Genomic DNA, 22,743 nt, shown 5'->3' with positions numbered 1-22,743 from the left:
CCGGCGCCCCGGCAAGACCGCTCCCACAAGCCCTGCGCCGAGCCGCAGTGCCTGTTCTCTGGGCAAAGCCCCGCCCCTGCTCCTCTGCCCCTCCCTTTCTGGTGCTGCGCTGCATCCCAACCTTTTTGCGCCTGCGATATTGTCCAAATAAACAAAAAGTCCATAATGGAAAAAATAGTTTATCTGGAGCTTCGTATGACCGCGCCCCTCGTCGTCGATCAACAACACGCCCGCCAATTGCTCGCCCAGGTGGATGTCCCACACATCCTGCGTAATCTGTTCCGTGACCTGGCAAGCGGCCAGGCGGTACAGCCACCCCAACAACTGGTGGAGTTTCCGGCTGGCCGGGGCGACTTCATAAACTATGGCGGCGTGTTGGCCACGGAGCGGGTCTATGGGGTAAAAACCTCGCCCTACATCGTCCGCGACCAAGGCCCCCTGGTCACCGCCTGGACCCTGCTGATGTCCATGGACAGCGGTCAACCTCTGATGCTCTGCGACGCCGGCGAACTGACCACTGCACGCACCGCCGCCACCACTGCCGTGGCCATCGACGCGCTGGCCCCAGGCCATGCCCGCCGCCTGACGGTAATCGGCAGCGGCCCGATCGCCCGCGCTCACCTGCACTACGTGCGCGGCCTGCGCGACTGGCAGGACATTCGCCTGTATTCCCCCAGCCTGGGCCAACAGAGCGCAGGGCAACGCGAACAACTGGCCGGCCTCGACAGCCGCCTGCAATTGATGGAAAACCTCGAGCAGGCCCTGGACGATGCCGACGTGATCATGCTCTGCACCTCCTCGGCCGTGCCAGTCATCGACCCACGCACGCTGAGCAAACCGGCGCTGATCACCTCGATCAGCACCAATGCCGTGCGCGCCCATGAAATCCCGCCAGCCTGCCTGGCCGAAATGGATGTCTACTGCGATTACCGGGTAACCACCCCCGCCAGCGCGGGCGAAATGCGCATCGCCGTCGAGCAGTTGGGGTGGCAGGCAGACGCGATCGCCGGCGACCTGCCGCAACTGCTCAGTGGCAAGGCCGCCGCGCCCGCCTACCAACGCCATGCCTTCTTCCGTTCCATCGGACTGGGCCTGGAGGACATTGCCCTGGCCAATGCCCTGTATCAGCTGGTGCGCGAAGCCTGAGGAGAACAGCATGCAGACTGCCGACTACATCATCGTGGGCGCGGGTATCGCCGGCGCCTCCACCGGCTACTGGCTTGCAGCCCATGGCCGCGTGCTTGTGCTCGAGCGCGAATCCCAGCCCGGCTATCACTCCACCGGCCGTTCGGCGGCGCTCTACACCGCCGCGTATGGCACGCCACAGGTACGCGCCCTGACCCTCGCCAGCCGCGCCTTTTTCGATCATCCGCCCAGTGGTTTCGCCGAGCATCCTCTGCTCACCCCACGCGGTGAGATGACCGTGGACTTCAACGGCGACCCCGCCGAACTGCAACGCCAGTACCTCAGCGCCAAGGCCTGCGTGCCCGAATTCGAGCTGCTCGATGCCGACCAAGCCTGCGCCCGTCTGCCGGTGCTGTGTCGGGACAAAGTCCATGGCGCCCTCTACGACCCGAGCGCCAGCGACATCGACACCGATGCCCTGCACCAAGGCTACCTGCGTGGCATTCGCCGGCAGCAGGGCGAAGTGCGCAGCGATTGCGAGGTGCAACGTGTGGAGCGTGACGCCCAAGGGCTGTGGCAGGTGCATACCAACCAAGGCAGTTTCAGCGCGCCTGTGCTGATCAACGCCGCGGGCGCCTGGGCGGACCACATCGGGGTACTGGCCGGCGCTCGCCCCCTCGGCCTGCAACCCAAGCGCCGCGCTGCCTTCATCTTCGCCGCTCCCGAGGGCGTCGACTGCCACCATTGGCCGATGCTGGTCAGCCTCGATGAGTCCTTCTACATGAAGCCGGATGCCGGCATGCTCCTTGGATCACCCGCCAATGCCGACCCGGTGGAGCCACACGATGTACAGCCCGAAGAGCTCGACATCGCCCTGGGCATCTACCAGATCGAGGAAGCCACCACCCTGCGCATCCGCCGTCCCACCCGCACCTGGGCCGGGCTGCGCAGTTTCGTTGCCGACGGCGACCTGGTCGCCGGCTTCGACCCGCAAGTACCTGGGCTGTTCTGGGTCGCGGGCCAAGGCGGCTACGGCATCCAGACCTCCCCCGCCATGGGCCAGGCCAGCGCCGCCCTGGTGCGTGGCGAGGCGCTACCGGAACACCTGCATGGCTTTGGCCTGACGGCCGCCATGCTGTCCCCGGCGCGCCTGTCGGGATGACGCGCCGCCGCGATTGCGGCACACTCGCAGCGCCCTCGCCGCAAGGGCGCTGACACAGCCTGGAGCCTGCCTCAATGCCATCCCCTCGCCCTGACCCGGCCCTGGACAACTACCGGGCCATCGCCGATGCCATCGCCACTCTGTTCTTCCCCCATGCCGAAGTGGTGCTGCACGACCTGCGCACGCAAAAGATCGACTACATCGCCAACAACCTGTCCAAGCGCGAGATTGGCGACGATGCGGCCCTGGAAGACATGCTCGAACACGGCACCGATGAAACCAACATCGGCCCCTACGAAAAACTCAACTGGGACGGGCAGAAGATCCGCTCCTTGAGCACCGTGTTGCGCGATGCCGCAGGCACGCCCCTGGCGATGCTGTGCATCAACCTGAACATCTCGCTGTTCGAGAACGCCAAGGCGGCGCTGGATCTGTTCCTTTCACCCAGCCGATTGATTCCCCAACCCGACGCGCTGTTTCGCGACGACTGGCAGGAACGCATCAACACCTTCCTCAACGGCTGGCTGCGCCAACGTCAGTTGAGCCTTAACCTGCTGACCCGCGATCACAAGCGCGAGCTGGTCCTGGCCCTGCATGCCGAGGGCGCCTTCAAGGGCAAGAGCGCGGCCAACTATGTGGCCAACGTGCTGGGAATGGGACGGGCGACGGTGTACAAGCACCTGAAGGAGCTCAAGGCCTGAGCGCTCCAGAGCGCCCTTGACGATTGCCGGGGCCCGGAGCGGTCGGAAAGGGGCGCAAGGCGCCCCCTGCGCACTGTTTCAGTCGCCGTAGATATCCGATTTGAAGTACTTGGCCTGGATCTTCTGGTATTCACCGTTGGCACGAATGGCATCGATGGCGCTATTGAGCTGGCTCACCAATTCGGTGTTGCCTTTGCGCACCGCGATCCCGGCACCTTCACCGACGTACTTGGGATCCTTCAGCTCCGGCCCTACGAAGGCAAAGTCGGCGCCCCGAGGCATCGACAGGAAGTCCTCCAGGGGAATGGTATCGGCAAAAATGGCATCCACACGCCCGGACGCCAGGTCCATGTAGATCTCTTCGTTGTTGCTGTAGCGGTTGACCTTCACACCCATGGGTTCGAGCACTTCAGTGGCATAGCGGTCAGTGGTGGTGGCACGCTGCACGCCGATGGTCTTGCCCTTGAGGCTCTGGTACTGGTCATCGACCACCGCCCCCTTCTTCATCACCAGGCGCGATGAGGTGAAGTAGTACTTGTGGGTGAAGTCCACCGATTGCTTGCGCTCTTTGGTGATGGTCATCGACGACAAGGCCGCATCGATCTTCCTGACCTTCAACGAGGGGATCAGCCCGTCGAACTCGACCTCGTTCCAGACACACTTGACCTTCATTTGCGCGCACAGGGCATTGCCGATCTCGTAGTCGAAGCCCACGATTTCGCCCTTGTCGTTTTTCGAGGCAAACGGCGGGTAGGCGGCCTCGATACCGATACGCAGGACGTTCTCGGCAGCGTACAGGTTGCTACCGGCCAACAGGCCCAGGGCCAGACCACTGATCAGGGTGAGCTTTCTCATGGGGGATCTCTCTCGCTCGTTATTGGAGGTGTGGTGCAAGACAGAGCAAAGGTGACAGGCGCAAGGCTGCCTGGAATCATTTTGTACTTATGATTCCATACTGGACTTTTTTGTATAGAAACTCAACTACCAACCACAACGTGCGGCAAGGGCAGACGCATCCGGCCCGCCCGTGCCTCGGCAGCTTCACCAGCGACCGGCGGCGTCCTGGTCGCTTTGCCGGCCTTCGACCCAACGCGGCCCATCCTGGGTGTTCTCTTTCTTCCAGAACGGCGCCCGGGTCTTGAGGTAGTCCATGATGAAATTGCAGGCGTCGAACGCCGCCTGACGGTGGGCGCTGGCCACACCGACAAAGACGATCGGTTCGCCCGGCTCCAGCGCGCCGATGCGGTGCAGCACCTCGACCCTGAGCAGTGGCCAGCGTTGCTCGGCCTCGACGACGATCTTGGCCAACGCTTTCTCGGTCATGCCTGGGTAATGCTCGAGGAACATCCCCGCCACTTCACGGCCATCGTTGAAATCCCGCACATAGCCGACGAACCCCACCACCGCGCCCACACCGACGTTGGCCGCGTGCATCGCATTGACCTCAAGGCCTGGATCGAAGGCCTGCTCCTGTACTCGAACGCCCATGCTCAACCTCCCGTGACCGGCGGGAAGAACGCCACTTCGTCGCCCTCCTCCACCGGCTCGGCCAGCTTGCACAGATCCTGGTTGCGTGCGCACATCAGGTTCTGCTCGGCCAGCAACTCGTATTGCCCGCCCTTGGCCACCAAGGCCTGGCGCACGTCGTCCAGGGTCGCGAAGGCCCCTTCGAGCGGCTCGCCATCGACCCCTAGCAATTCACGATAACGGGCGAAATACACCACCTGAACCTTCATCACGCCTCCACCTGGTAATGGCCGCTCTTGCCGCCGAGCTTCTCCAGCAGGCGCACCTGCTCGATCACCATGCCTTTGTCGACGGCCTTGCACATGTCATAGATCGTCAGCGCCGCGACGCTGGCGGCGGTCAGCGCTTCCATTTCCACGCCGGTCTGCCCGGCCAGTTTGCAACGGGCGACGATGCGCACCACATCAGAGCCTTCGGCACTGAGCTCGACCTTGACGCTGGTGAGCATCAGCGGATGGCACAGCGGGATCAGGTCGCTGGTCTTCTTCGCCGCCTGGATCCCGGCGATCCGCGCCACGGCGAACACATCGCCCTTGGGATGCTCGCCGTCGACGATCATCTGCAAGGTCTGCGGCAACATGCGCACCCGCGCTTCGGCCACCGCCTCACGCGCGGTCACGGCCTTTTCGGTGACGTCGACCATGTTGGCGCGCCCCTGGGAATCGAGATGAGTCAGCACTGCATTGCTCCTGTGAAGGGAACAAAGAGTGTAAACCCGCAGGTCAGCTTTGAGCAGTGGTTGTGTCGCAGGCAGGCCAAATCACACTGGCGGCGGTGGGAGCGGGGGTATCGGCGTAGAGGACGCCACAGAAGCCGGGCGGCGAACCGCCCGGCAGACTGGGGTTACAGATGGGACTCGGCGTACTCGGCCAGTACCGAGCGTGGCACGCCCTGCAAGGTGATATGAACGCCGTGGGGGAAGTCCTTGAAGCGTTCGGTGAGGTAGGTCAGCCCGGAGCTGGTGGCCGACAGGTAAGGGGTATCGATCTGCGCCAGGTTGCCCAGGCACACCACCTTGGACCCTGCCCCGGCACGGGTGATGATGGTCTTCATCTGGTGCGGGGTGAGGTTCTGGCACTCGTCGATCAGGATCAGGCTCTGCTGGAAGCTGCGCCCACGGATGTAGTTCAGCGACTTGAACTGCAACGGTACCCGCTCGAGGATGTACTCGACGCTGCCATGGGTACTCTCGTCATCCATGTGCAGGGCTTCGAGGTTGTCGGTGATGGCGCCCAGCCAAGGCTCCATTTTCTCGGCCTCGGTCCCCGGCAGGAAGCCGATCTCCTGGTCCAGCCCCTGCACGCTGCGGGTGGCGATGATGCGCCGGTAGCGCTTGCTGACCATGGTCTGCTCGATGGCGGCGGCAAGCGCCAGGATGGTCTTGCCGGAGCCGGCGGCGCCGGTCAGGTTGACCAGGTGGATATCCGGGTCGAGCAGCGCGAACAACGCCAGGCTCTGATGGATGTCGCGTGGTTTCAGCCCCCAGGCTTCCTGGTGCAGCAACGGCTCCTGGTGCAGGTCGAGCAGCAGCAGTTCGTCTTCACGGATGCCTTTGATCCAGCCGACGAAACCTTGCTCGTCGATGATGAACTCATTGACGTGCACCGCCGGCAGGTTGTCGGTCAGTTGCACTCGATGCCAGGTGCGACCGCGCTCCTGGCGGGTTTCGACCTTGCTGACGCGATCCCAGAACGAGCCGGTCACCGAGTGGTAACCCTTGGACAGCAAGGAGACGTCATCGACCAACTGGTCGGTGCTGTAGTCCTCGGCGGCGATGCCACAGGCACGCGCCTTCAGGCGCATGTTGATGTCCTTGGTCACCAGCACCACGTCCAGGTCGGAGCGACGGGCACGCAACTCCAGAAGCTGGTTGATGATGATGTTGTCGTTGAGGGTTTCGGGCAGCAGCCGATTTGGTTCGTTGCGTGGGCTCATCAGGATCGACAGGAACCCCTTGGGCCCGCTCTTGCCACGCTGGATCGGCACGCCCTGCTCGACATCGCTGGGCGAGGCATCGCCGAGAGTCTGGTCGATGAGGCGGATGGCCTGGCGGCATTCGGCGGCGATGGTGTGTTTGCCGGTCTTGAGCTTGTCGAGTTCCTCCAGCACCGTCATCGGAATGGCGACATGGTGCTCCTCGAAGTTGAGCAAAGCGTTTGGATCGTGGATCAGGACATTGGTATCGAGCACATACAGGATTGGCTGGGTGGAGGAAGAATTGCGTCCTTGGTCATCCATACTCGGTCACCTTATGTGAAAGCCACACGACGCGTAATGCTGCGCCGCAGAGTGACCGCCGTTCTCCCCGTATCCGCGTCGTTACGGGCGGGGAGCGCACCTGGCAAGGAGGGCCTGGATGACGCCACCTGTGCTGCAGGATTCGGCTGTCTGGTACCTACATACCGCATTAATGATGACCAAAAAAAGTCTTTTTACGTTCCTTTGAACTTTATTTTTCCGATTGACGTTCAGGGCTTGGCTTGAGCCGTGAGCGGGTCTAGAGTCAAAGATCAAGCCCCATCACGCTGCCCATATTCCAGGCAATCCTCCCAGCCGATTCCACTCTGCGCCGTGTTGCGCAGCAGCCACTCCAGCGCCGGTTGTGCCTTGGGCAGGTTGTCGTGGAACTGGATCACCCCCTTGCGCCACAACAGCATCAAGGTCAGCACCCGATGCGCCGAGGCCTCGGCGCTCAGTGCACTGTCGTCCTGGGCGTCGATGTCCCACAGCGAAACCTGAAGCTTCTGGCTGGCCATGAATGCCTCGCCATCGGCACGACGCTGCCCGTACGGCGGGCGGAACAACGGCACGTACTGCGCCGGCAGGTCGGACTGGACCCGGGCCTGGGCCCGGCGCAGCGAATCCTGCCAGTCCAGCCATTGGGCATGGGAACGGTACTCCCAGCCCTGGATACCCACGCATTGCCTGGCATAGAGCCCCCCCACAGGGGCACGCTGCTGCAAGCGGTTGCCGAGCACGAAGAACAGGCCGCCGAGCTTTTGCCGACGCAGATAATCGGCCAGCTCATCAGTGGCACCGCCCGCGGGGGTGGGGCCACCGACGAAGGTCAGCAGAAACACCCGGTCGTTGAGCTCATCGCCTGTGCGCTCGCTGTCCGACAGGCGCTCGACCTCGCTGCTGGGCTGAGGGAACAACGCCGCCTTGCGCAGTTGTTCATCCAGGTAAAGGGTGTGGAATGCCCGGCTGGGCTCGAGCCAGCCGGTATAGAACTCGCCCACGCCGGAGGTGAAGGTGGCCGCCAGGGTCCGCAGTTCGGCCATGGACTCCAGCGGATAGCAAAAGGACGCATCCTGCTCGCAACTGCGCTGGGCCTGTTGGTAGTTTTCCCATAGCCGCTGCCACATGCGCGCACGCACCGCGCGAATCACCGCCAGGTTGATCTGGCGCAGTTGCAGGCGCGCCGCCAGGGCCGGCTCGTCGAGCATTTCACTCTCCTGCAGCACCTGGGCGAACGACAGGATTTCGGCCCGCGAGGCGACATCGAACAACGCCGGGCTGTCCAGTTGTTCAGGCCACAGCGTGCGGTCCAGAGTGGCCTGGGGCGAAGGGGCAGCCTGGGCGGCAAGGCTCAGCAGGCCGGCCAGCAGGACGAAGGCAATACGCACGAATCAAGCTCTCCGCAGCAACATGACGCGCACTATAACGTGGCGGTGGACGATGGTCCGTGACTATCGTCGCGATAGTTTGGTCTTGCCGGCCCCAGCCCGTAGAATCCGCCTCGACGATTCCAGGAGCCGACCCGATGCTGACGGTGATTTCCCCCGCCAAGACTCTCGACTACGACACCCCGCCGGTGACCCAGCGGTTCACCCTGCCCCAGTACCTGGACGACTCCCAGGTGCTGATCACCCAACTGCGCGACTTCACACCCGCACAGATCAGCGAACTGATGCACCTCTCCGACAAGCTCGCCGGCCTCAACGCCGCCCGCTTCGGCAGCTGGACCCCGGATTTCACCCCAGCCAACGCCAAGCAGGCGCTGCTGGCGTTCAAAGGTGACGTGTACACCGGCCTGGACGCCGAAAGCCTCGGCGAGGACGACTTCAGCTACGCCCAGGACCACCTGCGCATGCTGTCGGGCCTTTACGGCCTGCTGCGCCCGCTGGACTTGATGCAGCCCTACCGCCTGGAAATGGGCACCAAGCTGGCCAACGTCCGCGGCAAGGACCTCTATGCCTTCTGGGGCACGCGCATCAGCGAATGGCTGAACCAGGCCTTGGCCGATCAAGGCGATGACCTCCTGCTGAACCTGGCCAGCAACGAGTACTTCAGCGCGGTCAAGCGCAGCGCCCTGAAGGCACGGGTGATCGATGTCGACTTCAAGGACTGGAAGAACGGGCAGTACAAGATCATCAGCTTCTACGCCAAGAAAGCCCGCGGGATGATGAGCCGCTTCGTGATCCAGGAGCGCATCAACGACCCCGAACAGCTCAAGCGCTTCGATGTGCAGGGCTATTACTACAGTGCCGAACAGTCCAAGCCAGACCACCTGGTGTTCCTGCGCGACCACCCTGGCGAATAAGACCTTCAGGTCCTGCGCATTACCGGTGGGAGCAGCGGTCTTGTGTTGCTTGCAGCGGCCCCTTCGCGGGTAAACCCGCGAAGAGGACACCACTGAGCAAGACCGCTGCCCCTACTGGCCATGTCACCTCATCCGACAGCCCCGCAATGGGGCAGGCTTCAAATGGCCATCTCGTCATAATTTCGACGTCAAAAAAACCACGACCAGGCCGTTATTGCAAAACGCCATAAGACCGTTCGTAGTTTTTTGACGAATTTTGAAAAAAATTTTCGCATGCTGGCATATAACCATCCCGCTTCGTTTTCGCCCTTTATATATAGGGGTGAAACTGACGTGTGCTATCAGATTGAAAGTATTTTCCACTGAAAAAATATTTAGAAATCTTTCATACGTGCAGAACCCATCCCGGAACTTCTGCTACCGGCAATCGCTCATAGGACCCGTAACGATTTTCTTGCGGGTGTCGTGAGAGATGACTTACAGATGACAACCGGCCGGTATCCACTACCGGCTCCGATAACTTCGACAGACGCAACGGTATCAACCGAAAGCCCTGTCCACGAAGGAGAGACGCGCCCCTACTAATCGTCCTAGTGGTTGATTTCATAGGATTTTTTCCAATTGAAAGAGCAAGCACAGCAGTAGGCGTAATAGCACACTGCAATAAAGACGGCTGCATTTCAGGGCACGCCTTTTAATACTGGCCATTTAACTGCCAACTTTGAGTGCACAACTTTGCGCGCTCTGGATTTATTCATGCCTGCGTTCGGTGATATGTGCAATCGCCATGGCACCGTGCGCCCGAAAACTGCTGGTTAATCAACCCGGTCCGGCTCTTTTGCGAAGGAGCCGACGTGATAAACACACGAGGTGAATACGATGCGTATCAGCATCTTTGGTTTGGGTTATGTGGGTGCGGTCTGTGCAGGTTGCCTGTCGGCACGGGGTCACGAAGTGATTGGCGTGGACGTGTCCAAGACCAAAATCGACCTGATCAACCAGGGCAAGTCGCCCATCGTCGAGCCGGGTCTGGAACAGCTCCTGCAACAAGGCATCGCCAATGGCCGCCTGCGTGGCACCACCGACTTCGCCGAAGCCATCCGCGCCAGCGATGTATCGATGATCTGCGTCGGCACCCCCAGCAAGAAGAACGGCGACCTGGGCCTTGAGTACATCGAGTCGGTGTGCCGCGAGATCGGCTACGTGCTACGCGACACCGAGCGTCGCCACACCATCGTGGTGCGCAGCACCGTGCTGCCGGGGACCGTCAAGAACGTGGTCATCCCGATCCTCGAGGACTGCTCCGGGAAGAAGGCCGGCGTCGACTTCGGTGTCGCGGTCAACCCGGAGTTCCTGCGGGAAAGCACCGCCATCGCCGACTACGACCGCCCACCGATGACCGTCATCGGCGAGCTGGACAAGGCCAGCGGCGACGTGCTGCAGGCCATCTACGAAGAACTGGACGCGCCGATCATCCGCAAGCCGGTCGAAGTGGCCGAGATGATCAAGTACACCTGCAACGTCTGGCACGCCACCAAGGTCACCTTCGCCAACGAGATCGGCAACATCGCCAAGGCCGTGGGTGTCGATGGTCGCGACGTGATGGACGTGGTCTGCCAGGACAAAGTCCTGAACCTGTCGCAGTACTACATGCGCCCAGGTTTCGCCTTCGGCGGCTCGTGCCTGCCCAAGGACGTGCGTGCACTGACCTACCGCGCCTCCAGCCTCGACGTGAAGGCTCCGCTGCTCGACTCGCTGATGCGCAGCAACGAGTCCCAGGTGCAGAACGCCTTCGACATCATCGAAAGCCACGACAAACGCAAGGTCGCTTTGCTCGGCCTGTCTTTCAAAGCTGGCACCGACGACCTGCGCGAAAGCCCGCTGGTGGAACTGGCCGAGCGCCTGATCGGCAAAGGCTACGAGCTGAACATCTACGACCAGAACGTCCAGTACGCCCGTGTCCACGGCGCCAACAAGGAATACATCGAGTCGAAGATCCCCCACGTGTCCTCGCTGCTCAATGACGATCTGCAGCACGTCATCGACAACGCCGACGTGATCGTCCTGGGCAACCGCGACGAGAAGTTCCGCGCCCTCGCCCAGCAGGCGCCGGAAGGCAAGCAGGTGATCGACCTGGTCGGCTTCATGACCAAGCCGACCTGCACCACCAGCCGCACCGAAGGCATCTGCTGGTAACCCCCGGCCGGGCAGCGGGCGACCGCTGCCCTTCCCCCTGATTCGCGCGACGGATGCTGAACATGCAAAGACTCCAGACAGTGCTGCTGCAGTGCGCCGGATGGCTGCTCTACATGAGCCTGCTCATGTTGATCGCCCTGGCCTTGCCCAGCGACATCTTCGACTCGCAGTCGAAGCACTTCATCTTCCTGGTCGGCGCGGTCGGCATCTGGCGCTATTCCATGGGCGCCACCCACTTCATCCGTGGCATGGTGTTCCTCTACGGCGTCTACCCCTACCTGCGCCGCAAGGTACGCAAGCTGGGCAAAGCTGCCGACCCGTCCCACGTGTACCTGATGGTCACCAGTTTTCGCATCGATGCCCTGACCACCGCGCAGGTGTACAGCTCGGTGATCCGCGAGGCCATCGAATGCGGCTTCCCCACCACCGTGGTCTGCTCGCTGGTGGAGATGTCCGATGAGCTGCTGGTCAAGAGCCTGTGGGCCAAGTACAACCCGCCCGCCCACGTCAACCTGGACTTCGTGCGCATCGCCGGTACCGGCAAGCGCGATGGCCTGGCCTATGGCTTCCGGGCCATCTCGCGGATGATGCCGGACGAGCATGCCGTGGTGGCGGTGATCGACGGTGACACCGTGCTCGGCGAAGGCGTGGTGCGCAAGACCGTGCCGTGGTTCAAGCTGTTCCCCAATGTCGGTGGCCTGACCACCAACGAATTCTGCGAAGTGCGCGGCGGCTACATCATGAGCGAGTGGCACAAGCTGCGCTTCGCCCAGCGCCACATCAACATGTGCTCGATGGCCCTGTCCAAGCGCGTGCTGACCATGACCGGGCGCATGTCGATGTTCCGGGCAAGCGTGGTGACCGACCCTGAGTTCATCGCCGACGTGGAAAGCGACTCGCTGCACCACTGGCGCCTGGGCCGCTTCAAGTTCCTCACCGGGGACGACAAGTCCAGCTGGTTCAGCCTGATGCGCCTGGGCTACGACACCTTCTACGTGCCGGACGCTGCGATCAACACGGTCGAGCACCCGCCGGAGAAGAGCTTCATCAAGGCCAGCCGCAAGCTGATGTACCGCTGGTACGGCAACAACCTGCGGCAGAACTCCCGCGCCTTGGGGCTGGGCCTCAAGCGCCTGGGGCTGTTCACCTGCATCGTCCTGCTCGACCAGCGCGTGTCCATGTGGACCAGCCTGCTCGGCCTGACCGTGGCGGTGATCGCCAGCCTCAAGTTCGGCCTGGGCTTCTTGCTCGTGTACCTGCTGTGGATCGGCATCACCCGCCTGATCCTCACCATCATGCTGCTGTGCTCGGGCCATAACGTGGGGCCGGCCTACCCGCTGATTCTCTATTACAACCAGATCGTCGGCGCGCTGATGAAGATCTACGTGTTCTTCCGCCTCGACAAGCAGTCCTGGACCCGCCAGCCGACTGCCCTCAAGCGTGACCTCGAAAGCTTTCAACAATGGTTCAACACCTGGTCTTCACGGACCATGACCTTCTCGGCAGCCAGCATCTTCGTCGCTGTGCTGTTCATGGTCGTGTGAGCCCCCCCCGGAACGGATCTAACAGGAACGAAATCGCCATGAATACCGCCGTGAACGCCAATGTCGTGCATGAGTCCGAAGCCCAGCGCCAGCATGTCCGGGTACGTATCCCTGCCAAGCTGCGCTACCTGGACCGCAATCGCGAACCGCACGATGTGAAGGTGGACGATCTCTCCGCCGGGGGCCTGTCCTTCCACACCAGCAAACCCTTGAACGTCGGCGACGTTCTGCGCGGTCGCCTGCAGTTCACGGTCGACAACCTGGGCCTGTCCATGGACGTCGAGTTCCAGGTGCGCTCCTACCAAAGCACCGGCCGCACCGGCGTGCAGTTCCAGAATCTAGAACCGCGCGACGTCGCCACCCTGCGCCATATCATCACCACCTTCCTGTCCGGTGAGATGATCAACGTCGGTGGCGTGCTCAGCACCCTGCAGCGCGACAATTTCACCAAGGCGCGCAAGCAGAAAGACAGCGGCTCGGGGCTCTCGGCCTTCGGTCGCCTGCGTGCGGTGACCGTCAGCCTGGGCGTGTTCGTGGTCGGCGTGGCGGCGTTCGGCTTCATCGCCAAGTCGCTGTACGGCATGTACTTCGTCAGCCACGCCGAGGCCGGCGTGGTCTCGGTGCCCACCACCAACGTCACCATGCCCCGTGACGGCAGCGTGCAGAGCCTGGTGGAAAATGGCGCCCAGGTGGTCAAGGGCGCGCCGCTGGCAAGCTTCAGCACCAGCATGCTCGATTTGCTCAAAGGCCATCTGGACGACTCGCAGCTCGAGCCCGCCAAGGTCGAGGAGCTGTTCGGCAAACAGCTCTCCGGCACCCTCACCAGTCCATGCGACTGCGTCGTCGCCCGCCAGTTGGTGGATGACGGCCAGTACGCCAGCAAGGGCCAGCCGATCTTCCAACTGGTGCCACGCACCACCAACCCGATGGTCGAGGCGCGCTTCAGCTATCGCCAGTTCGACCAGGTCAAGCCAGGCACCCGCGTGCAGTTCCAGGTGGCCGGCGAAGACGAGCTACGCACCGGCAAGATCGTCAGCAGCGCCAGCCTCAACAGCGAAGACCTGGCCTCGGACATCCGCGTGCAGATCAAGCCTGACAGTGGCCTGCCGGCAGAACTGGCCGGCCGCCCGGCGGCCGTCAACGCCGACCGTGGCCCGTCCCTGGACTGGCTGATCGACAAGGCCGTAGCCCGCGGGCTGTAAGAGGGATCGGACCATGAACCCTTCGAACCGTATGACACCGCTGGAATCGGCCGGGGCCTTGTTCGCGGGTAAACCCGCTCCCACGGGGATCGAATCGAGCCCTGTGCGCAGCGTTCGCCCGCTGGCCTGGTGCGGCCTGGCCTTGGCCGTCGCCCTGGCCGGCTGCTCGGGCCTGCCCGACCAGCGTCTGGCCAACGAGGCCATGAAGCGCGGTGACACCGCCCTGGCCGAGCGCAATTACAAGGCCCTGGCCGACCTTGGCTACAGCGACGCCCAGGTGGGCCTGGCCGATATCCAGGTCGCCACCCAGGACCCTGCCAAGCTCAAGGCCGCCGAGGCCACCTACCGCGCCGCGGCCGCCACCTCGCCACGGGCCCAGGCTCGCCTGGGCCGCCTGCTGGTGGCCAAGCCTGGCACCACCCAGGCCGAGCGCGAGGAGGCCGAAACCCTGCTCAAGCTCGCCGCCCAGCAAGGCGAGCGCAACACCCTGATTCCGCTGGCGATGCTCTACCTGCAATACCCACAGAGCTTCCCCAAGGTCAACGCCCAACAGCAGATCGACCAGTGGCGCGCCGCCGGTAACCCCGAGGCGGGCCTGGCCCAGGTGCTGCTCTATCGCACCCAGGGCACCTACGACCAGCACCTGGGCGACGTGGAAAAAATCTGCAAGGCCGCGCTGGACACCACCGACATCTGCTACGTGGAACTGGCCACCGTCTACCAGAAGCGCGCCCAGGCCGACCAGCAGGCCGCACTGATCCAGCAGCTCAAGGCCGCCTATGGCCGTGGCATCGTGCCGGCCACCCGGGTCGACAGCGTCGCCCGCGTGCTGGCCGACCGCAGCCTGGGCCAGACCGACGAGAAAACCGCCAAGGACCTGCTCGAACAGGTCGCCCCGGTCAATCCGGCTTCCTGGGTGAGCCTGGCGCAGTTGGTGTACGACTTCCCGGAGCTGGGCGACAACGACCAGTTGCTCGCCTACATCGACAAGGGCCGTCAGGCCCAGCAGCCCCGCGCCGAACTGTTGCTCGGCCGCCTCTACTACGAAGGCAAGACACTCCCGGCCGACGCCAGCAAAGCCGAAGAACACCTGCAGGCCGCCGCCGCAGCCGGTGAAGTCAGTGCCCACTACTACCTCGGCCAGCTGTACCGCCGTGGTTACCTGGGCCACGTCGAGCCGCAGAAAGCCGTCGACCACCTGCTCAGTGCCGCCCGCGGCGGGCAGAACAGCGCCGACTACGCCCTGGCCCAGCTGTTCAGCGAAGGTCATGGCATCCGCCCTGCTCCGGCCAACGCCTGGGTGTTTGCCCAACTGGCCCAGGCCAACCCGTCGCCGCAATCGACCGAGCTGCTGCAAAAGCTCAACACGCAATTGAGCCCTGACCAGCGCAACCAGGCCCAGCGCCTGCTGGACCAGGAAAAGCAGGCACGCGGCAGCATGGCCCAGGTCGGTTCCAACCCCCTGGCCTTCGAAGCCCTGCAAGACGACGCAAAAGAAGAAGTAGACGGTGAGGACTCGCTATGACGCTCAATCCCTTCGTGAAAGCCGGCATTGGCCTGAGCTTCGCCCTGCTGTGGTCGTGCCCGACCCTGGCGGACATGACTGCCGAGAAGAACTTCGGCCTGGACATCAAGATCACCGGCCAGTCCGAGGACGACCGCGACCTGGGCACCCGCTCCGGCGGTGACGTCAACGGCCTGGGCCTGGACCTGCGCCCTTGGGTCTACGGCGAGCGCGGCAACTGGAGCGCCTTCGCCATGGGCCAGGCGGTAACCGCCACCGACATCATCGAGACCGACACGCTGCGCCAGTCCGAGGATGGCAGCACCGTGGACAACGCCGATGACAGTCGCAAGCCAGACAAGAGCTACCTGGCCATGCGCGAGTTCTGGATCGGCTACAGCGGCTTCACCCCCTACCCAGGCGAACAGCTACGCCTGGGCCGCCAGCGCCTGCGCAGCGACGATGGCATGTGGCGCGACACCAACATCGAAGCGCTGAACTGGACCTTCGACACCACCCTGCTCAAGGCCGACCTGGGCGTGGCACAGCGCTTCAGCGAATACCGCACCGACCTCACCGAGCTTGCGCCCGAGGACAAGGACCGCACCCACGTATACGGCAACGTCGCCACCCAGTGGACACCCGGGCATTGGGTCGGCGTGCGCGCCCACCACTCCAGTGACAGCGGCAGCCTGAAAGACCCCGGGGAAACCGTCGACCCGTTGGACAAGACCCGCACGGGCGATCTGACCTGGCTGGGCCTGGAGGCCAACAGCGACGCCTACAACTGGCGCAACGACCACGCCGTCAACTACTGGGGCAGCGTCACCTGGCTGACCGGTGACCGCGACACCCTCAGCACCCAGGCCGTGGGCAACGACCAGGTCGCCACCGGCAAGCAGAGCGGCGATGTCAACGCGTGGGCCACCGACCTGGGCGTGCGCCTGCGTCTGGACCCCAACTGGCAGGTCGGTGCGGCCTATGCCCGTGGCAGCGGCGGTGGCGGCAGCGACGGTTCGAGCAACTACGAGCAGACCGGTCTCGAGAGCAACCGCTCCAACTTCACCGGCACCCGCTCGCGCGTGCACCGCTTCGGCGAAGCCTTCCGTGGCGAGCTGGGCAACCTACAGGCGGCCACCCTGTTCGCCTCCTGGCAACTGCGCGACGACTATGACGCAAGCTTCATCTACCACAAGTTCTGGCGTGTCGATGACCAGCAGAACATCGGTTCCAGCGGCATCAACGCGGTGGTCGAGGACAACGGTGTGAACCGTCCGCTGATCAATGGCGAGAAGGACCTGGGCCAGGAAATGGACGTGGTGGTCACCAAGTACTTCAAGCAAGGCCTGCTGCCGGCTTCGATGAGCCAAGCCATCGACGAGCCGTCGGCCCTGGTGCGCCTGCGTGCCGGCGTGTTCAAGCCAGGCGATGCCTACGGCAGCGAAGCTGATTCCTACATGCACCGCGCCTTCGTCGACGTGATCTGGCGCTATTGAGGCCCGGGAGAGGACACTCATGAACCTTCACCCGCATTTTCGCCATGGCCTGCTGGCCAGTGCCCTGCTGCTGGCCAGCAGCGGCCTGGCCTATGCCGAGCCGGTCAAGCCGGTGGTCAAGGAATTGCAGCAGGCCAAGACCTACACGGTCTCCAGCGCGCCGATCGAGCCGTTGCAGATGGACCCGCCCAAGCTGCCCGACCTCTCCGGCTACACAGCCGAAGCGGTTCAGAAAAAGCTCGACCGCAGCCACAAAGGCAAGGTCAGCGTGCGCCGCATGCTCCAGGAGGAATCGCTCAAGGAGTTCATCGGCGGCGACAACAAAGGCGCCGAATGGGTTCGTCGCCAGCAGGGCATTCCCCAGGCGATCTTCATCGATGATGGCCATGTGGACCTGGTGCAGTTGAGCAAGCAGGTGCCCAAGCAGTACCTGCGCGAAACCGAGCCAGGCGTGTACCTGGCACGCCTGCCGATCGTGGTCGGGCGCAAGGGCGTGCTGGAGATCGACGGCAAGGTCAAGGAACTGCGCCTGTCCCAGGAAGGCGGGGCATTCCTGATCAACGACGGCAAGCTGTTCGTCACCGACACCCAGGTCACCGCCTGGCGCGAGAAGGACAACGGCCCGGCCACCTTCCGCAAGCCGGACGAGTTCCGTCCGTTCCTGTTGTCCTGGGGCGGCACCGAGACCTACATCGTCAACAGCAAGATGGCCAGCTTCGGCTACGCCAAGTCCAAGTCGTATGGCGTCAGTATCTCCCAGTACACGCCGAACATGGCCAAGCGCATGGGCCGTCCGGAGCCCACCGGCTGGATCATCGGCTCCGAATTCAGCGACATGTGGTACGGCTTCTACTGCTACGAGACCCAGGACTTCGTGATCAAGGACAACACCTATCGCGACAACATCGTCTACGGCATCGACCCCCACGACCGCTCGCACCGCCTGATCATCGCCGGCAACACCGTGTACGGCACCAAGAAAAAGCACGGGATCATCGTCTCGCGTGAGGTCAACGACAGCTGGATCATCAACAACAAGAGCTACGACAACAAGCTCTCCGGCGTGGTCCTGGACCGTAACAGCGTCAACAACCTGGTGGCCTACAACGAGATCTACCGCAACCACACCGACGGCATCACGCTGTACGAAAGTGGCGACAACCTGATCTACGGCAACAAGCTGCTCAACAACCGCCGCCACGGCATCCGCGTGCGCAACAGCGTGAACATCCGCCTGTACGAAAACCTCGCCATGGCCAACGGCCTGGTGGGCGTGTACGGGCACATCAAGGACCTCTCCGACACCGACCGTGACATCGCCCTGGACCCCTTCGACGCCAAAGTCTCGCTGATCGTGGTCGGCGGTGAACTGGCGGCCAATGGCTCCGGCCCCCTGTCGATCGACTCGCCGCTGTCGGTCGAGCTCTACAAGGTCTCCATGCTCGCTCCGCGCAAGGCCAACGGCATCAGCCTCAACGGCGTGCTCGGCGAGCGTCAGGACGAAATCCTCGACCTGCTGGTGCGCCAGCAGAAGGCCGTGCTGATCGACCCGGTAGAACGCCAGACCGAAATGATCGATTAAGGAAGCCCAGACCATGACTCCGCATCTGATGAAACTGCTCGGCTTGTCCGCCGCCCTCCTGGCCATCAGCCAGGGCGTGCGCGCCGCCGATGTGCAGGCCCCGAGCTTCACCGCCGAGCCTTGCTGCCAGCTGTGCCCGGAGGCCCACGACGCCAGCCGTTACGTGACCCGCTACCAGCAGAACTTCACGACTCTGGTCCAGGCCAAAGGCGACTGGCTGTTCCGTACCCGCGAAGACCTGCGCACCGAATTCAACACCACCCCGGCCGGCTACAAACGCCTGCAACAGGTGCATGACGCGTTCAAGAAACGCGGCGTGGAGCTGGTGCTGGTGTACCAGCCGACCCGTGGCCTGGTGAACCGCAACATGCTCAACCCCGCCGAGAAAGCCGCCTTCGATTATCAAAAGGCGCTGGGCAACTACCAGGCCATGCTCAAGCGCTTCGCCAGCATGGGCTACAACGTGCCCGACCTGTCGCCGCTGACCAACGAGCAATTGGCCGCCGCCGACCAGGGCAAGGACTTCTACTTCCGCGGTGACCAGCACTGGACGCCCTACGGCGCCGAGCGCGCGGCCAAGATCGTGGCCGACACCGTACACAAGATGCCAGCCTTCGAAGGCATCCCGCGCAAGGAATTCGAAACCCACAAGTCCGGCCGCATGGGCAAGACCGGTACCCTGCACAACGTCGCCGGGCAACTTTGCGGCACCAGCTATGCGGTGCAGTACATGGACCAGTTCGCCACCGAGCCCAAGGGCGGTGCGAGCGATGGCGACGACCTGTTCGGCGATTCGGGCAATGCCAAGATCACCCTGGTCGGCACCAGCCACAGCGGCAAGAACTACAACTTCTCGGGCTTCTTGCAGCAGTACATCGGCGCCGACGTGCTCAACGTCGCCTTCCCCGGTGGTGGTCTGGAAGGTTCGATGATCCAGTACCTGGGCAGTGAAGAATTCAAAAAGAACCCACCGAAGATCCTCATCTGGGAGTTCTCGCCACTGTACCGCCTGGACCAGGAAACCATCTGGCGGCAGATCCTCGCCTTGCTCGACGATGGCTGTGACGACCGTCCGGCCCAGATGAGCGCCAGCGCCACCCTCAAGCCCGGCAAGAACGAGCTGATGGTCAACGGCAAGGGCGGTGTGATCAAAGACTTGATCAACCGCAATCACCAGTTGGACATCAAGTTCGAGGACACCTCGGTCAAGGTCCTGCAGGCCACCCTCTGGTACCTCAACGGCCGCCACGAGGACATCAAGATCGAGAAGCCGGAAACCTCCGACACCGACGGCCGCTTCGTCTTCCAGATGCGTGAAGACGAGGACTGGGCCAGTCAGAACCTGCTCGCCCTCGAGATCCAGGGGCCGGAAACCGGCACCCAGAAGGTCGAGGCCAAGCTGTGCAAACGCAACAACTTCGCCGGCCCTGCGCAGAACACCGCGCAGGCCGGCCAGTGAGGCGACCATGAACCCATTGCGCACACTCACCGCACCCGCCCTGCTCGCCCTGGCCCTGTTCGGCCCGGCCGCGCAGGCCGGCAGCCTGGTGCCGCCACAGGGCTACTACGCAGGCATCGAGAAGCTCAAGAAAGGCGACGGCAACTTCCGCTGCGAACCGGCGCCCAAGCCCTACACCGGCCCGCTGCAGTTTCGCAGCAAGTACGAAGGCTCCGACGGTGCCCGGGCGACCCTGAACAAGGCGTCCGAAAAGGCCTTCCGCCAGTCCACCGAGGACATCACCACCCTCGAGCGTGGCGTCAGCAAGATGGTCGGCCAGTACATGCGTGATGGCCGTCCGGCCCAGCTCGACTGCGCCCTGACCTGGCTGGGTACCTGGGCGCGGGCCGATGCGCTGGCGTCCACCGACTACAACCACACCGGCAAGTCGATGCGCAAATGGGCGCTGGGCAGCATGAGCGGCTCGTGGCTGCGCCTTAAGTTCTCCAACTCCCAGCCGTTGGCCGCGCACCAGGCCGAGGCCGAGCTGATCGAGAAATGGCTGGCGCGCCTGGCCGAACAGACCGTGCGCGACTGGAGCGACCTGCCGCTGGAGAAGATCAACAACCACAGCTACTGGGCGGCCTGGTCGGTGATGGCCACTGCCGTGGCGACCGACCGGCGCGACCTGTTCGACTGGGCAGTGAAGGAATACAAGGTCGGCGCCAACCAGGTGGACGAGCAGGGCTTTTTGCCCAACGAGCTCAAGCGCAAGCAGCGAGCCCTGGCCTACCACAACTACGCCCTGCCGCCGCTGGCGATGATTGCAAGCTTTGCCCAGGTCAACGGCGTGGACGTGCGTAGCGAGAACAACAACGCCTTGCAGCGCTTGGCGCAACGAGTGCTCAGCGGGTCGAAGGACCCGAGCGCGTTCAAGAGCCGCAACGGCGAGAAACAGGACATGCACGACCTGAAGATCGACAGCAAGTATTCGTGGATGGAGCCCTACTGCAGCCTCTATGCGTGCAGTGGCGACACCCTCCAGCGCAAGCGCGGCATGCAGCCGTTCAACAGTTTCCGCTTAGGCGGAGACCTGACCCGGGTCTACGACCCGAGTGCAGAGAGCAAGAAGTGACACGACACCCTGTGGGAAGCGGGTGAACCCGCTCCCACAGGGCCTAGGTATCTCCCACTTTCGAGTGGGGGGTTTGGGGGGCGCTGTGCCCCGGATGCTGTGAACAAAAAGGAGAACCGGGATGGTCTTCTCGTCCAACGTGTTCCTGTTCCTGTTCTTGCCGATCTTCCTCGGCCTGTATTACTTGAGCGGGCAACGCTATCGCAACCTGCTGCTGCTGATCGCCAGCTACATCTTCTATGCCTGGTGGCGGGTGGACTTCCTGGCACTGTTCGCCGGTGTCACCCTGTGGAACTACTGGATCGGCCTCAAAGTCGGCGCCGCGGGCGTGCGTACCAAGCCGGCCCAACGCTGGCTGCTGCTGGGTGTGGCAGTCGACCTGGCGATTCTGGGCTACTTCAAGTACGCCAACTTCGGCGTCGAGAGCCTCAACGCGATCATCACGTCGTTCGGCCTGGAACCGTTCATCCTCACCCATGTGCTGTTGCCGATCGGTATCTCGTTCTACATCTTCGAGTCGATCAGCTACATCATCGACGTGTACCGCGGCGACACCCCGGCCACGCGCAACCTGATCGACTTCGCGGCATTCGTGGCGATCTTCCCGCACCTGATCGCCGGCCCCGTGCTGCGTTTCAAGGACCTGGTCGACCAGTTCAACAACCGCACCCACACCCTGGACAAGTTCTCCGAAGGCTGCACCCGCTTCATGCAGGGCTTCATCAAGAAAGTGTTCATCGCCGACACCCTGGCGGTGGTCGCCGACCACTGCTTCGCCCTGCAGAACCCAACCACGGGCGATGCCTGGTTGGGCGCGCTGGCCTACACCGCGCAGCTGTACTTCGACTTCTCCGGCTACAGCGACATGGCCATCGGCCTGGGCCTGATGATGGGCTTTCGCTTCATGGAGAACTTCAAGCAGCCGTACATCAGCCAGTCGATCACCGAGTTCTGGCGGCGCTGGCACATCAGCCTGTCGACCTGGCTGCGCGACTACCTCTACATCACCCTGGGCGGTAACCGCAAAGGCACCTTCAACACCTACCGCAACCTGTTCCTGACCATGCTGCTGGGCGGGCTTTGGCACGGCGCCAACTTCACCTACATCATCTGGGGCGCCTGGCATGGCACCTGGCTGGCCATCGAGCGCGCCCTGGGCATCGACACCAACCCGCAGCGCTTCAACCCGATCAAGTGGGCGTTCACCTTCCTGCTGGTGGTGGTCGGCTGGGTGATCTTCCGCGCCGAGAACCTGCACGTGGCCGGCCGCATGTACGGCGCCATGTTCAGCTTCGGTGAGTGGCAGCTGTCAGAACTCAACCGCGCCCAGCTCACCGGCCTGCAGGTCGCGACCCTGGTGGTCGCCTACGTCACCTTGGCGGTGTTCGGCCTGCGCGACTTCTACCGCAACGCCAAGCCCACGCCCAAGGCCACCCCGGTGCAGATCAATGCCGACGGCTCCGTGGGCCTGGACTGGACCCGCGTCATGACCCGCGCCCTGGTCCTGCTGCTGTTCGTTGCCTCGGTGCTCAAGCTCTCGGCGCAGAGCTACTCGCCGTTCCTCTACTTCCAGTTCTGAGGACAGGAC

At 63.2% G+C, this 22,743-nt stretch carries 19 protein-coding genes; 13 read left to right on the top strand and 6 right to left on the bottom strand.

What is annotated here, in order from left to right; genetic code table 11:
• Nucleotides 1–195 precede the first annotated feature (195 nt).
• From ABOA88_RS10850 to ABOA88_RS10840, 3 genes are all read left to right on the top strand, one after another.
• A complete protein-coding gene (locus ABOA88_RS10850) occupies nucleotides 196–1,146 on the top strand; it encodes an ornithine cyclodeaminase family protein (RefSeq protein WP_367851570.1) in 951 nt (316 codons plus the stop codon).
• 10 nt (nucleotides 1,147–1,156) lie between these two features.
• Complete coding sequence (locus ABOA88_RS10845) at nucleotides 1,157–2,287, top strand: NAD(P)/FAD-dependent oxidoreductase (protein ID WP_196170329.1); 1,131 nt, start codon at nucleotides 1,157–1,159, stop codon at nucleotides 2,285–2,287.
• 74 nt (nucleotides 2,288–2,361) lie between these two features.
• Nucleotides 2,362–2,988, top strand: a complete 627-nt coding sequence (locus tag ABOA88_RS10840; RefSeq protein ID WP_043207432.1) for a helix-turn-helix transcriptional regulator — start codon at nucleotides 2,362–2,364, stop codon at nucleotides 2,986–2,988.
• A 78-nt stretch (nucleotides 2,989–3,066) separates the two neighbouring features.
• Here ABOA88_RS10840 and ABOA88_RS10835 read toward each other — a convergent pair whose 3' ends face one another.
• The 6 genes from ABOA88_RS10835 to ABOA88_RS10810 form a co-directional block, all read right to left on the bottom strand.
• On the bottom strand, nucleotides 3,067–3,843 hold the full coding sequence (locus tag ABOA88_RS10835; RefSeq protein ID WP_070576241.1) for an ABC transporter substrate-binding protein: 777 nt from the start codon (nucleotides 3,841–3,843) through the stop codon (nucleotides 3,067–3,069).
• Nucleotides 3,844–4,029: 186 nt separating this feature from the next.
• Nucleotides 4,030–4,476, bottom strand: a complete 447-nt coding sequence (moaE, locus tag ABOA88_RS10830; RefSeq protein WP_367851571.1) for a molybdopterin synthase catalytic subunit MoaE — start codon at nucleotides 4,474–4,476, stop codon at nucleotides 4,030–4,032.
• A gap of 2 nt (nucleotides 4,477–4,478) precedes the next feature.
• Nucleotides 4,479–4,724, bottom strand: coding sequence for a MoaD/ThiS family protein (locus ABOA88_RS10825; protein ID WP_084857196.1), 246 nt, complete (start codon nucleotides 4,722–4,724; stop codon nucleotides 4,479–4,481).
• On the bottom strand, nucleotides 4,724–5,194 hold the full coding sequence (gene moaC, locus ABOA88_RS10820) for a cyclic pyranopterin monophosphate synthase MoaC (RefSeq protein ID WP_367851572.1): 471 nt from the start codon (nucleotides 5,192–5,194) through the stop codon (nucleotides 4,724–4,726). The genes ABOA88_RS10825 and moaC overlap by 1 nt, the downstream gene beginning before the upstream one ends.
• A 164-nt stretch (nucleotides 5,195–5,358) precedes the next feature.
• Entirely contained in the window at nucleotides 5,359–6,753 is a 1,395-nt protein-coding gene (locus ABOA88_RS10815) for a PhoH family protein (protein ID WP_070092305.1), read from the bottom strand.
• 272 nt (nucleotides 6,754–7,025) lie between these two features.
• Nucleotides 7,026–8,141, bottom strand: coding sequence for a polysaccharide deacetylase family protein (locus tag ABOA88_RS10810; RefSeq protein ID WP_367851573.1), 1,116 nt, complete (start codon nucleotides 8,139–8,141; stop codon nucleotides 7,026–7,028).
• 137 nt (nucleotides 8,142–8,278) lie between these two features.
• Between ABOA88_RS10810 and yaaA the strand changes: the two genes are divergently transcribed.
• From yaaA to ABOA88_RS10760, 10 genes are all read left to right on the top strand, one after another.
• Entirely contained in the window at nucleotides 8,279–9,058 is a 780-nt protein-coding gene (gene yaaA, locus ABOA88_RS10805; RefSeq protein ID WP_196170326.1) for a peroxide stress protein YaaA, read from the top strand.
• An 879-nt stretch (nucleotides 9,059–9,937) separates the two neighbouring features.
• Nucleotides 9,938–11,254 (top strand): nucleotide sugar dehydrogenase, encoded by a 1,317-nt coding sequence (locus tag ABOA88_RS10800; RefSeq protein WP_043207423.1) that lies wholly within the window; start codon nucleotides 9,938–9,940, stop codon nucleotides 11,252–11,254.
• A 62-nt stretch (nucleotides 11,255–11,316) separates the two neighbouring features.
• Nucleotides 11,317–12,798, top strand: a complete 1,482-nt coding sequence (locus tag ABOA88_RS10795; RefSeq protein WP_367851574.1) for a glycosyltransferase family 2 protein — start codon at nucleotides 11,317–11,319, stop codon at nucleotides 12,796–12,798.
• Between the two features lie 38 nt (nucleotides 12,799–12,836).
• A complete protein-coding gene (locus ABOA88_RS10790) occupies nucleotides 12,837–14,000 on the top strand; it encodes an alginate biosynthesis protein Alg44 (RefSeq protein ID WP_196170325.1) in 1,164 nt (387 codons plus the stop codon).
• A gap of 13 nt (nucleotides 14,001–14,013) precedes the next feature.
• Complete coding sequence (algK, locus tag ABOA88_RS10785; protein ID WP_367851575.1) at nucleotides 14,014–15,525, top strand: alginate biosynthesis TPR repeat lipoprotein AlgK; 1,512 nt, start codon at nucleotides 14,014–14,016, stop codon at nucleotides 15,523–15,525.
• Nucleotides 15,522–17,000, top strand: a complete 1,479-nt coding sequence (locus ABOA88_RS10780) for an alginate export family protein (RefSeq protein ID WP_196170323.1) — start codon at nucleotides 15,522–15,524, stop codon at nucleotides 16,998–17,000. The genes algK and ABOA88_RS10780 overlap by 4 nt, the downstream gene beginning before the upstream one ends.
• Before the next feature lie 19 nt (nucleotides 17,001–17,019).
• Nucleotides 17,020–18,582 (top strand): mannuronan 5-epimerase AlgG, encoded by a 1,563-nt coding sequence (algG, locus tag ABOA88_RS10775; protein ID WP_196170322.1) that lies wholly within the window; start codon nucleotides 17,020–17,022, stop codon nucleotides 18,580–18,582.
• A gap of 13 nt (nucleotides 18,583–18,595) precedes the next feature.
• A complete protein-coding gene (locus ABOA88_RS10770; RefSeq protein ID WP_043207418.1) occupies nucleotides 18,596–20,041 on the top strand; it encodes an alginate O-acetyltransferase in 1,446 nt (481 codons plus the stop codon).
• Nucleotides 20,042–20,048: 7 nt separating this feature from the next.
• Nucleotides 20,049–21,155 (top strand): mannuronate-specific alginate lyase, encoded by a 1,107-nt coding sequence (locus ABOA88_RS10765; RefSeq protein ID WP_367851576.1) that lies wholly within the window; start codon nucleotides 20,049–20,051, stop codon nucleotides 21,153–21,155.
• Between the two features lie 121 nt (nucleotides 21,156–21,276).
• Nucleotides 21,277–22,734 carry an MBOAT family O-acyltransferase gene (locus ABOA88_RS10760; protein ID WP_070576265.1) on the top strand — a complete coding sequence of 486 codons (1,458 nt, stop codon included), beginning with the start codon at nucleotides 21,277–21,279 and terminating at the stop codon, nucleotides 22,732–22,734.
• Nucleotides 22,735–22,743 lie beyond the last annotated feature (9 nt).

This window comes from Pseudomonas sp. PKS (genome assembly GCF_051913525.1).
Taxonomy (GTDB): Bacteria; Pseudomonadota; Gammaproteobacteria; order Pseudomonadales; family Pseudomonadaceae; genus Aquipseudomonas; species Aquipseudomonas guariconensis_D.
The sequence above is the reverse complement of the archived record's forward strand: the minus strand, read 5'-3'. Positions and strand labels throughout refer to the sequence as shown.